The organism is Coriobacteriaceae bacterium (assembly GCA_025992705.1).
GTDB lineage: Bacteria > Actinomycetota > Coriobacteriia > Coriobacteriales > QAMH01 > QAMH01.
Map to the genome: position 1 here is coordinate 1,171,167 of DAJPGJ010000001.1, position 12,571 is coordinate 1,183,737.

10 protein-coding genes are annotated in these 12,571 nt (G+C 58.7%); 4 read left to right on the forward strand and 6 right to left on the reverse strand.

Annotated elements, in window-relative coordinates; translation table 11 throughout:
• Positions 1-2: 2 nt before the first annotated feature.
• The 4 genes from OIM11_05295 to OIM11_05310 are packed head-to-tail and all read right to left on the reverse strand — an operon-like array spanning position 3 to position 2,331.
• Positions 3-527, reverse strand: coding sequence for a hypothetical protein (locus OIM11_05295; GenBank protein ID HJJ00545.1), 525 nt, complete (start codon positions 525-527; stop codon positions 3-5).
• Positions 528-1,127, reverse strand: coding sequence for a bifunctional phosphoserine phosphatase/homoserine phosphotransferase ThrH (gene thrH, locus OIM11_05300; protein ID HJJ00546.1), 600 nt, complete (start codon positions 1,125-1,127; stop codon positions 528-530).
• Between the two features lie 26 nt (positions 1,128-1,153).
• Positions 1,154-1,573: a 6-carboxytetrahydropterin synthase gene (locus OIM11_05305; GenBank protein ID HJJ00547.1), complete on the reverse strand. Its 420-nt coding sequence runs from the start codon at positions 1,571-1,573 to the stop codon at positions 1,154-1,156.
• Between the two features lie 20 nt (positions 1,574-1,593).
• Positions 1,594-2,331, reverse strand: a complete 738-nt coding sequence (locus OIM11_05310) for a serine O-acetyltransferase (protein ID HJJ00548.1) — start codon at positions 2,329-2,331, stop codon at positions 1,594-1,596.
• Positions 2,332-2,656: 325 nt separating this feature from the next.
• Here OIM11_05310 and OIM11_05315 point away from each other — a divergent pair, with 325 nt between their 5' ends.
• The 4 genes from OIM11_05315 to OIM11_05330 are packed head-to-tail and all read left to right on the forward strand — an operon-like array spanning position 2,657 to position 8,711.
• Positions 2,657-5,959, forward strand: a complete 3,303-nt coding sequence (locus OIM11_05315; protein HJJ00549.1) for a DEAD/DEAH box helicase — start codon at positions 2,657-2,659, stop codon at positions 5,957-5,959.
• 12 nt (positions 5,960-5,971) lie between these two features.
• The gene (locus tag OIM11_05320; GenBank protein ID HJJ00550.1) at positions 5,972-6,700 is read left to right on the forward strand and encodes a tRNA threonylcarbamoyladenosine dehydratase; all 729 of its coding nucleotides are present in this window, start codon (positions 5,972-5,974) and stop codon (positions 6,698-6,700) included.
• Entirely contained in the window at positions 6,697-7,509 is an 813-nt protein-coding gene (locus OIM11_05325) for an RNA methyltransferase (GenBank protein HJJ00551.1), read from the forward strand. Before OIM11_05320 ends, OIM11_05325 begins: the two co-directional genes overlap by 4 nt.
• A 2-nt stretch (positions 7,510-7,511) precedes the next feature.
• Complete coding sequence (locus tag OIM11_05330) at positions 7,512-8,711, forward strand: U32 family peptidase (GenBank protein ID HJJ00552.1); 1,200 nt, start codon at positions 7,512-7,514, stop codon at positions 8,709-8,711.
• Positions 8,712-8,997: 286 nt separating this feature from the next.
• Here the strand turns inward: OIM11_05330 and OIM11_05335 are convergent, their stop codons facing one another.
• Together OIM11_05335 and OIM11_05340 are read right to left on the reverse strand one after the other, a co-directional pair.
• On the reverse strand, positions 8,998-10,290 hold the full coding sequence (locus OIM11_05335) for a trigger factor (GenBank protein HJJ00553.1): 1,293 nt from the start codon (positions 10,288-10,290) through the stop codon (positions 8,998-9,000).
• A 12-nt stretch (positions 10,291-10,302) separates the two neighbouring features.
• Positions 10,303-12,423, reverse strand: a complete 2,121-nt coding sequence (locus OIM11_05340; protein ID HJJ00554.1) for a sodium:proton antiporter — start codon at positions 12,421-12,423, stop codon at positions 10,303-10,305.
• Positions 12,424-12,571: the final 148 nt, after the last annotated feature.

The window sequence follows — 12,571 nt, forward strand, 5'->3', positions numbered from 1 at the left end:
GGCTAGTCTTCGTCCCAGAAGGCGGCATCGGCCTCTTCTTCGAGACGCAGCTGACGCTCGCGCTCGGCCGCTTCTTCCTCGATGCGATGCAGGACGCGCATCGTGTCGTCGTCATAGCGTCCGTTCTCGAACAGGTAGTCGTAGAGGGCTTGGGCGTTGTTCGCGTAGCCGTAGAACTTCACCCGCTTACCGCTCAAATCGAAGATGAAGTAGGCGTTGCGACCCGGATGAAACGAGACGCTGACCTGATCCCATGCATAGCTTTGCCTCTTGGCCATCCAGCTGGTGTAGACGACGCCTTCGTCAGACACGGTGATCTTCTTGTTAAGGAAGCAGCATATGTAATAGAACCCCAACACGATGGCGGCGATGCCACAGATGCAGGCAAATAGCATCCCGAAATTGACCGAATCGTTGTTGAGGACGGAATAGAGCATGATGGCGTCGCCACCGAATATGAAGAGCAGTCCGAAGACCGCATTCATGCGAACGCGTTCGGTGCAGGTGACGGATGGGGGCACGTTCATCTAGAGCGCCTCTCGTATGGCCGCAAGCAGCTCGTCATAGGTCTCGAGTGCGGGGATATCGGGATATGCCGCCTTAAGCTCATCGGTGGTCCTGAAGAGGAAACCCGCCTTGGCATCCTCGATCATGCAGATGTCATTGTGGCTGTCACCAGCACAAATCGTCTCGTAGCCCATCTCGTTGATGAGGCGCGTGACCTGGACCTTCTTCTCTGCCTTGCGCATGCTCCAACCCGTGATGCGTCCATTCTCGTCGACGACGAGCTCATTGCAGAGGATGGTCGGCCAGCCAAGCTTTTTCATGAGCGGAGCGGCGAACTGCGAGAAGGTGTCACTCACGATCATGACCTGCGTGAGCGAGCGCAGCTCGTCGAGAAACGCACGTGCTCCATCAAAGGGATCGAGTGTCGCGATCGTCTCCTGTATCTGGGAGAGCTTGAGGCCATGCTCATCGAGTATGTCGAGGCGGTACTGCATGAGCTTATCGTAGTCGGGCTCCTCTCGTGTGGTGCGCGTGAGTTCGGGGATGCCGCATGCTTCGGCAAACTCAATCCAAATCTCGGGAACGAGCACTCCCTCAAGGTCTAGGCATACAACGTTCATGATCGTGATCTCCTCTCGTGATCAGTTTATCCGCAATAGTAAGCGCAGTTATTGGGCGTTTCGTCTACTTCGACCTTTGCCACGGGAAAGCCCATCTCGGAAAGCCGGTCGAAGAAGTAGCGTGCAAAATTCTCGCTCGTAGTGCGCCAGGGGACTACGAACAAGCGGAAGGTTTCGGACTCGAGTGCGGCCATGGTTGCCGGAGCAAGCGAGCCTTCCTCGACGATGAACATGTGGTCGAACTCCTCGGTGAGCGAACGAAGGGCATGCTTGAAATCCGAGAAGTCGACGACCATGTCAAGTTCCTGGCCGCTTCCTTGCAGATGCTCGACTTCAATCCAAGCGATGACACGCCAACGATGGCCATGGAGGTTCTCGCATTTTCCGTCATAGTTGGTGAGGAAGTGCGCGGCGTCAAAGGAGCTCTCTGTCTTGAGTCCGTACATGGATGCATCCGTTCTCGAGGCTATTTGACGATGATTTCCTGGTTCTTGAGCACGACACGCGAATGTGGCGGCACCGATTCGGTGACGAAGCTATTTCCGGCGATGACCGAACCTTCGCCGATGACTGTGTCGCCACCAAGCACGCTTGCACCCGAGTAGATCGTGACGTTGTCCTCGATCGTCGGATGGCGCTTGGTGCCCTTGAGCTTCTGGCCTGCGCGCAACGAGAGCGCACCGAGCGTGACACCCTGGTAGATCTTGACATGATTGCCGATGACGGTGGTCTCGCCGATGACGACGCCCGTGGCATGGTCGATGAAGAAATACTCGCCGATTTGCGCGCCTGCGTTGATGTCGACGCCAGCGAGCTCGTGGGCATGTTCGCTCATGATGCGCGGAATGAGGGGCACGTCGGCTAGGTAGAGTTCATGGGCGATGCGATAGACGAAGGTTGCGTAGAAACCGGGATAGGAGAAGATGACCTCCTCTTTGGATTGCGCCGCCGGGTCGCCATCGAAAGCCGCCTGTACGTCCTTGAGCAAGAGGCGCTGTATCTCGGGAAGGCGATAGAAGAAATCGGAACATATCTTGCTGGTCTGTTCACGCACCTCTTCCTTGGAGAGGCTTTCGTCTCGGAAGAGCAGTGCCTCGCGCACCTGCTTGCGCAGAGAATGCTCGATGCGCGTGAGCGTATCGCCGATGAAGTATTTGGGGCCCGTCTCGCAGGGGACTTCCCAGCCGAAGTAGCGAGGAAACATGATGCGCCGTATGTCATCGAGAATCTCGATGATCCGATGCTTGTTCGGGAAATGCCAGTCCTGCTTGGTGAAGAAGATTTCCTCTGCTTCGTAGTAGTTCTTTTCGAAGTCTTCGACGATATCGTCAAGTTTGCGGTTAAAAATGGCCCTGCTCCTTGCTTACGAAGAATGTCTGTTGCACACGATACCAATAAAACCACGCACATGTTTGCCACATTTCGATTTTGTCAGCTTTTCAGGGGTTTCATGCCGCATGCAGAGGCAAAACGGATGCAAGCTGATGCTATAGTTGTTCGGTTCACTTCATTTGCGACGGGGAATGAGTATGCTCGAAGAGAGAGACATCATCAGACATTGCGAATCGCGCATGCTACGCCGCGCTCGCAATATCGCCCGCACCGATGACGCGATCTTCGATAGACGCTGCAGCTACGATACGGGTGAGAAGCCTATCACGCGTCTGCGTGCGCGGGTCAAGAGCACGGCGGATTGGCGTACCAACTACGAAGTCGAGCTTGCCTTCGACGAGGACCAGGGCAAGGTCATTGACTACGCCTGCACCTGCGCCGCCTCCGTATCCAACCCCGGCATGTGCAAGCATGTCGCAGCTGTCGCCCTCATCTTCCTCGAAGCCCCTGCGAGCTTTACCGGTCACATGTCCGTGCGCGTCACGCAGTCTTCGGCGGGTGTCAAGAAGGCCCTCAAAGAGGCGGTCAAGAACCTGCATGTCGAGGATGCCCTCACGGGGGAGCCCTCCCTGCAGGGTCTCGTCGACCTCGAGCCTTGCCTCGTGTGCGTCAAGGAAGGCTGGGGCCTGCGCTTGAGCGTTGCCGGGCTCGAGGGCAAGTACGTCATCAAGGACATTCCGCTGTTTCTCTCATTGTGTCGTCAGGGCAAGTTCTACAGCTACGGCGAGCGCCTCGCTTTCGAGCACGAGCGTGCTGCATTTACGCCGGCTGCCTGGAAACTCGTTTCCTTCATCGAGCGATCCATCGACATCCGCGAGCAACTGAGTTCAGATGCTTTCAGTTCGTATCGTAGCATGCAAGCCGACCTGCGCGGGGCGCTGATGCTCTCGACGCCCGAGCTTGTCACTTTGCTGCATGTTCGCAACGGCGAAACGCTCTATGTTGATGACTGCACCAAACTCAACCATAAGCCCGTTCATACGCGCATCATCGAGGGGAATCCGCCTCTGCACATCGTTTGCGTACCTCAGGGAAACGGTGGCTACGTGTTGCAAAGCGATGTCGATGCTCGCATCATCAAATACGATGACGATATCTACGTATGGGCCGATGACTTCTTCTACCACTGCGATGCCGGTTTCGTGGATTGCCTGCCTTTCCTCGAGAACGTCTATTGCAACAAGAGCGAGCAGGCATATCTGAGCTCTGGGGATGCCGCGACTTTCTGCAAGGCCTTGCTTCCCGCTATCGAGCCCTTCGTAGAGCTTGACCTGCCCAACGAGCTTGCCATGCTGCGTCCGCGTAGCTGTGAGATCGAGATATACCTCGACCGTGACGGTGCTGCCTGCGTATGCGAGGCCTATGCGGTCTATGACGAGGAACGCATGCCGATTGTCGAACCCACGGGATCGGCGCATGCGCTCTCGTATGGCCTGCGTGACGAGGAGCGCGAAGGGCGCGTGCGCAAGACGCTCAATCGCTACTTCCCGATTGTCGCGGAAAGCTCCGCAAGCGATGCAGAGCATGGCCTGCGCGTGTCCGATGATGCCGACATCGCGCGCATACTCTCGACCGGCACCGAGGAGTTTCGTGCACTGGGCACCTTGTTCACGACGCCAGGTTTCGATTCCTTCATCTCGTCACGTCGTCCCAAGGTCGTCTTCGGCCTCTCCATTCAGTCCAATCTTGTCAACCTAACGGCATCGGTCGATGACCTTCCCAAGTCCGAACTTGCCGCGTTGCTTCACTCGTACCGACGACGCAGGCGCTTCCATCGTCTCAAGGACGGCAACTTCGTCGATCTGTCCGAAAGCGACCTTTCGCGTGCCGAGGAGTACGCCGGCGAACTCGGAATGGATGCCGAGACGTTGCTGGTTAACGGAGCGCATCTGCCCCTATACCGCGCCTTTCAACTTGACGGTCTTGTCGAGGGGGCACGTCGCGATCATGCTTTCTATGACTACGTGCAATCCATCGAGCAAGCCGCACAAGTCAAGGCGCACATACCCACTGGTTTCAACGGCGAGTTGCGTCCTTATCAGATAGAGGGCCTAACGTGGCTCAACACCATTGCGGCCATGGGCCTTGGCGGCATTCTTGCCGACGAGATGGGTTTGGGCAAGACCATACAGCTCATTGCCCATACGCTTGTCGATCTCGACGGCATACGAGATTACGGTCCGGCGCTCATAGTCTGTCCCGCATCGGTCGTCTACAACTGGGTTGCCGAGTTCGAGCGTTTTGCGCCGAGCGTGCGCGTCGTTCCCGTTGCGGGAGGCAAGGAGGAGCGCGAGGCAACACTTGCATCCTGCGCCGTCGATTACTTCGAGGGGTCGGAGCTTCCGGACGTCCTCGTGACTTCGTACGACTTGCTCAGACGCGATGTCGAGTGTTACGAGGCACTCAATCTGCACACGGTGACGCTCGACGAGGCTCAGTACATCAAGAACCATGCGACGATCTCGGCGCGTTCGGTCAAGAGCCTCGATTCCCTCCATCGTTTCGCGCTCACGGGCACGCCCATCGAGAACAGGCTCTCGGAGCTTTGGAGTATCTTCGACTTTCTCATGCCCGGTTTGCTGAGCACGTACGAGAACTTCCGGACTCGCTACGAGCAGCCCATCTTGGACGGTGACGAACGTGCGCTCGAGCGCCTGCAGGCGCTTGTCGGGCACTTCATCCTGCGCAGGATGAAGCAAGACGTCCTCACCGATCTGCCCGATAAGGACGAGTCCATCGTCTATACCCAGCTTGGCGACGAGCAAATGCGTCTGTACCGCGCGCTCGAACAGCGTCTGCGCGAGAGCATCAATTCTCGTTCGCGTCAGGCGTTCAGCGCCGACAAGATTGCCGTACTCGCAGAGATCACGCGGTTGCGCGAGCTCTGTTGCGACCCCGCTCTCCTCTTCGAAAACTACGAAGGGGAGGCGGCCAAGCTTGATACCATCATTGAGCTCATCGAAAGTGCTCATGATTCGGGCGAGAAGACCCTCGTGTTCTCGCAGTTCGTGCAGTTCCTCGACATCATCGCCGAGAGCCTGGACAAGCATGGCGTCTCGTACTTCGTTATCACGGGTTCGACTCCCAAGCGTCAACGCATTCAGCTTGTCAACGAGTTCAACGAAGACGATACGCCCGTCTTTCTCGTCTCGCTCAAAGCTGGCGGTACGGGCCTCAACCTCACCGGCGCATCCGTCGTCATCCACTCGGATCCCTGGTGGAACCTTGCCGCTGAAAACCAGGCCACCGATCGCGCCCATCGCATCGGTCAGAAGCGTGCCGTATCCGTCTACAAGGTCATCGCAAAGGACACGATCGAGGAACGCGTCGTCGCCCTGCAACATGCCAAGAGCAAACTCGCCGACAAGCTCGTGCGTGGCGACGGAACGCCACTGGCATCCCTCACGCGTGACGAGCTGCTCCAGCTACTCGATCGATAGGATACGCACGCGATGGGTGATGAGACGCGGACGAGCCGTCTGGAACGGCTGCTGGGTGCACAGGGAGTCGCAAAGCTCGCTTCTGCGCGCGTGATGGTCATCGGCATCGGAGGCGTGGGTTCCAACTGCGTCGAGGCGCTCGCACGTGGTGGCGTGGGATCGTTCGTCATCATCGATGATGACCGTGTTGAGGAGAGCAACGTCAACCGCCAGGCCATCGCCTTCTCGAGTACGCTTGGCAGGCTCAAGGTCGATGTCATGCGTGACATGATTGCCGATATCAATCCACAGGCTCATGTCGAGACGCTCGAGCGACGCGTCTTGCCTGATGGCGTCGAGAACCTCTTCGAGGAATGTCCGGTCGACTACTGCATCGACGCGCAGGACACGGTCACGACCAAGCTCGCCATCGCCGCATATTGCGATGCGCATGACCTGCCGCTCTTGAGTTCGATGGGGGCTGCCAACACCTTCGATCCGACCAAGCTCGCCTTTGCCGACATATACGAGACCAGTTCGTGCCCCTTGAGCCGCGTCGTGCGCAAGCAGGCGCGCAAGGCCGGCATCAAGCGCATGCGCGTCCTCTATTCGACCGAACAGCCCGCGCAGACGCAGGCGCGCGAAGGTGCCGAACGCAGCGAGCGCAGTGATTTAGGCACTATGTCCTATTTGCCCGCCATCATGGGCCAGATGCTCGCGGCGCGTGCGATATGCGATGTGCTCGGAATCGAGTGGGCATGATCGAGCGCATCGAGGATGTGAATGACGAGCGGCTGCGCTTCTACTCGAAGTTCACGGATGCCCAGCTCATGAATTACCCCGAAGGCTCATCCGGCATGTTCATCGCCGAGTCGCGCCTCGTCATCGAGCGCGCCATGAAGGCGGGAGCGCGCCCTGTCTCGCTCTTCGTCGAGGATCGATGGTTCGAGCCCTCTCGTGACCTGCTCGACGCCATCGAGGTGATCGATCCCGCCACGCCCATCTTGCGTGTCACGCACGCGCAAATGCAGGAAATCACCGGCTATCAGGTCACGCGCGGACCGCTTGCCGTCTTCATGCGCCCCGAGCTGCCTGGCCTCGACGAGCTCGTGCGTGATGCGTACCGCGTCGCGGTTCTCGAGGACATCACCAATTTCACGAACATCGGCGCGATATTTCGCAGCGCGGCAGCTCTCGGTATGGACGCGGTTCTCATCACGCCAGGATGCCATGACCCGCTTTACAAGCGTGCGTCTCGTGTCTCCATGGGCACGGTGTTTCAGGTGCCGTGGGGGAGGGTTGGAAGCGTCGAGGAGTTGCGGGCACGCGGCTTTACCGCAGCGGCACTCGCGCTCGAACCCAATGCGATTACGCTCGATGACCCTGTTCTCAAGCGTATCGACAAGCTCGCCTTGGTACTGGGAAGCGAGGGCTACGGGCTAGACCGCGCCACAATTGACGCTTGCGACATGAGCGTCATCATTCCGATGGAGCATGAGGTCGATTCACTTAACGTCGCCGCTGCGAGCGCTGTCGCCTTTTGGGAGCTGCGCTACGGGAAGGGAAGGTAGCCGTGGAGCTTCTTGCACCAGCAGGCGGACTCGAGCAACTGCAGTATGCGGTGCGCTTCGGCGCTGATGCCGTGTACCTGGCATGTGACCGCTTCGGTATGCGCCAGCGCGCGAGCAATTTCACACTCGAGGAGATTCCTGCGGCAATTGGCTATGCTCACGCTCATGACGTCAAGGTATACGTGACGCTCAATATCGTCATGCACGACGATGATGTCGAGGCGCTTCCCACATATCTGACTGCTCTGCGCGACACGGGCGTCGACGCCTTCATCATCGGGGATCTTGGAGCAGCCCGTCTTGCCCGTGAAATCGCTCCGCAAGTTGCCTTGCACGTGAGTACGCAAGCGAGCGTCTCGAACGCTCTGGCAGCGCAAACCTGGTACGAGTTAGGTGCTAGGCGAATTGTCTGCGCCCGTGAGATGTCGCTCGCTGATATCGCGTCGATGCGCAAGCAGATTCCCGATGACCTGCAGCTCGAGGTCTTCGTGCACGGGGCAATGTGCATGGCCTATTCGGGCCGCTGCCTCATCAGCGATTACCTGACGGGCCGCAGTGCGCTTTCAGGGCATTGCACACAATCGTGCCGCTGGCACTACACACTCGAGGAGGAAAAGCGTCCCGGCGAGCATTATCCCATCGAGGAAGATGGGCACGGCACGTACATCATGAACGCCGAGGACCTCAACATGCTCGAGCATCTGGAGGAGCTTGAGGAAGCCGGAATCGATTCGATCAAGATCGAAGGACGCAACAAGAAGGCGTTCTACGTCGCGACCGTCGTCAACGCGTACAGAAACGTGCTGGACGGCAAGCCCGTGGAGGACTTTGCACGCGAGCTTGAGCTCGTCTCGCATCGGCCGTACTCGACGGGCTTTTATTTTGGGCCGGCGCATCAGGCGCAAGCGACTGACGAGCGCACGCAGCTCGTGGAATGGGCTGCAGAGGTGCTCACCTGCGACGAACGGGAGCCGGGTACATGGTCAGTCGAGGCACGCTGCCGCAATGGTTTTGACGAGACGACGCCGCTCGAGGCGCTCAGCCCCCACCAGCCCGTTCGCACAATCGCGATTTCAAACTTGCAACACGTCGAGGACGAGCCGCCCATCCCCGTCACACGTGCGAACCGCGCGATGGAACGCTACCGTTTCGACTGCGACATCGAGCTCGCAGCCCATACCATCATCCGCATGCCAAAGTAATCGTGGCGCTGACGTCCGGTTGCTGGCTTGCTCTCGTACCCGACTCGCATACGGCACGAGGCCGCTGCGGAACTCGCGTGCAAAGGTCGCACGCTCAAACAGTCCTCGCAAGGTCGCCTCGTGCCGTATGCGAGTCTACTCGAGATGCCAGCAACCGGACGTCAGCGCAAATATTCATGCTCAGTGTGTCACGGGGTCTGACCCCATGACACGTTTGGTGTTGGACGGGGCGCGCGATCGGAGCGAATGGGTTTCTGAGCTCCGACGCGCACCCCGCCCAACGTCTCTAGGAGTCAAGCGTCGTGATGATGGCGTTATCCACGAGGTAGCGGCTTGCTGCATAGCGTGCGGCGACCTCGCGCAGCGCGAAGCCGCGGCCACTCGACTCCATCTCCTGACGCACGAGAGCCGGATTCATGGGGTTGAGCTCCGTGCAGGCGCCCATGATGTCGTCTTCGGTCACGACAAGTCCCTCATGCTCGAAGAGCGCATCGAGGGCGTAGTCGCAGCGCAGGGTCTGGCGCGCCTGCATCATGATGCCGACCTTGTAGTTCTGCTCGCCACCTTGCTCCTCGATAAAATCCGCCATCGTGATGCCCTGCTGCGAGAGCTGGTTGCGCAGCGTTGCCTCGATGGAGGTCGCCGTCGAGTCAAATGCGGCATCGGGAATCTCGCCCTCCAGGCGCTTGGCGAGCTCGGTCTGCGCAATCGTGATGATTTGCATGTCGTAATCGTGGAGCGCCTGGGTCTCGTAGGAGAGACGAATTTCCTCGCGCAGCTTGTCGATGGAATCGTAGGTGGGCATGACGCGCTTGACCCATTCGTCGGTGAGCTCGGGGAGGACCTCTTCCTTCATCTCCTTGATGGTGACCGTGCATTCATAGGTGCGCATGGTGCGCAGACCATCGGAGTCGTAACCCTCGCCTTCGAAGGAAAAGCTCTTGGTTTCGCCTACATCCATGCCAAGGAGCTGCTCGTCGAAGCTCTCGGGCATGAATCCGCGTCCCATCGAGTAGACACGGCTGTCGGTGCTGATACCGCTGAGACGCTCTCCGTCGAGATAGACGTCGATGGCGATGAGGAAGCTGTCATCGGGACCGACGGGATGGGGGTCTGCGGTCACGAAGTCGGAATACATGTTCATGTTTGCGCGTATTTCGGCATCCACATCGACCTCGGCGGGCTTGAATGCCGGCACCGTGATCTCGACGGGGTCGTATGAGCTCAGCGTGAAGTGCGGCTTGGGTTCGACATCGATTTGGAAGCTGAACGCATGGTCACGCATGAAGCCAGGGGAAGGCTGAATCTTGGGCTGGGCGAGTGGCGTAATGCCACGCTGATCGAGCGCATAAGGCACGAGCATGTTGATGGCCTGGGATTGCAAGACGGAGTCAGCGTCGTTGATCTTGAGGTGTTCGGCAAGGGCTTCGGTGACGGACTTGGTCGGATCGGGTCTAAGGCCGAACCTGCTCGCAATTGCCCCCTGCGCGCGGTCAAGCGCGGCATTGACCTCTTGGGGAGTTGCCGTGATGCTCAGTCGAATCATGCCGTTTTCGAGCTGCTTTTCCTTGACCTTCATGCTGCGTCCTTCCTAGTCCGAAAGCCCCATCTGGAGCAGATATATCTCTTCGCGCATCTCGCGGGCGATCGCCTGGGTTATCTTACCCGACTCGTACATCTCCTGGATTTCGTCGAGCTCGAGACGCAGGCCTTCCGCCTGTACATCGGCAAAGCCCGGCAGGTCGCTCTCGTCAGTTTCGCTTGCCTCGAGGCGCAAGCTCCCCGTATCGGTGCGGATGATGCTGTGCTGACCGGCACCTTCCGGTACGTCCGTGATGATTCCCTGGGCGCTGTCGAGTGCGCGAAGCTGAGAGCGCAGTGCGGAAAGCAGGGATTTGTGCTCGCTGAGTAGCGCGAGTGCCGCCTGCACGCGGCCCTCGTCGGGCTCATGGCTCACCACTTCGAGGTAATCGACGGCGACACGTTCGACGTCGATCTTGAACTCGAGCCGCTTACGTGTCTCGTTCGTGCTCGCGACCTGGTTCTGGATCTTTCCCATCGTAGACGTCGATCCTGCGAGGGGCTGGGCTTGACGGCGAGCTGTGAGCAGGGTCTTCTTGCGCGTAAGCAACTTGAGCATGCGGTCGATGCGTTTGAGGTACCTGGTGCCAAGGCGCTTGTCGACATCGTCATGTGCAATGGCGTCTTTGATGAAGTCGCGCTGGTGCAGGAGCACTTCCTGACGCAGGTACCGTAATTGACGTGACGAGACCGAGCGACGCCGCGCGGCGGTGAGTCTGCGATAGTACATGCGCATGACCCTGCCCGTTGCCTGCTTGTTCTCTGGAGTTTGCTGACGCTTGAGACCCGAAATGACGTTCTCGATCATCTCGATCTCATATTCGGGGTCGATCTCGTCGGACTCTTCCTCGTCTGATTTAGGAGCGATGAGGGGAACGACGAAGTTCGCGAGCAAGAGCGTGACGACGATGACGCCGCAGACAAGGAAGAGCAGAAGGTCGCGTTGGGGGAAGACGGCACCCGAGGCAACCGTGAACGGAATGGTCGAGGCAATGGAAAGCGAGACCGCTCCCTTGGGTCCGCACAAGGTGGTGACCAGGGCCTTTCGGACGGCGGAGCGCCCGAGTTTCATGCGATTTCCAGCTTCGGGATGATTCGAGAGCAGGTCGCAGCAGAGAATCCAGATGAAGCGGACACCGACAATGACGGCGGTAAGTATGAACACGAGACCGAAAATCCACACGAGGTCAGCAGAGTTCTCCTTGAGTGCCGGGGCAAGCGTCGAGGAGAGCACGATGCCGAGATTGGTGAAGATGACGCCATTGAGGACGAAGGAGAAGAGGCTCCAGACGTTCTGGGATGCGATGGAGAGGCGCGTCGAGAAGGTCGAGAAGGAACGCGAACGCGGCGTGAGGAGCTGCGAGGCGTAGGAGAGGAAGAGGCCGGCCGCGACGACCGCAAGGATGCCGCTGACATGCGCCTGCGTCGCGACGAGATAGATGAAGAAGGGAAGGAAGAGCTCGAAGCACACATGGACGGTCGCACTCTCCACACCCGCACGCCTCAAGCGGCGCATGATGATGAAGGCGACCACCGCGATCGCGAGACCGAGTGCGATGCCGCCGAAGAACTCGACAACGAAGGCCCAACCGGCATCTGCAATCGAAAAGTAACCGGTCACCGCCGCGGCAATCGCAAACTGGAACGAGACGATGCCGGAAGCATCATTGAGCAGCGCCTCGCCCAGGAGGGAGGCCTTCTGACGCGTCCCGAGCTTGATGGTCTTGCCGAGCGACGCAACGGCGACGGCATCGGTGGGGCCAAGCGCCGCACCTAAGGCGAATGCAGCTGCAAGCGAGATGGACGGGACGAGCCAGTGCAGCACGAAGCCAACGACGAGAACCGAGACGACGACCAGCCCGATGGCAAGCGAAAGAACGGTATTACGATTTTCCCAGAGTATGCGGTTGCTGATGTTGCGCGACTCATCGAAGAGCAGCGGCGCGATGAACATGACGAGGAACAGCTCGGAATTGATCGTGACGTCTATGGGCAACTCGACGAAGAAGTAGATGGCGACACCGACGGCCATCTGGACGAGGGGGAGCGACACGCCACGCAGAAACTGGTCAAGAACGGAGGAGACGAGAACGGCACCAATGTAGAGCAGGGCTATGACCAGATATTCCATGGGGCCTTTCGAGTCCTTTCGCGATGACGCCTCTTTACACCTTAAGATATTGGTAAGGTACCTCATATCGCGTCGTCATGTGCGCACAGATATGAAAAAGCGGGCATATTCCCGTCAAAGCGTCCTTGTACTACAATTACGCATTCAC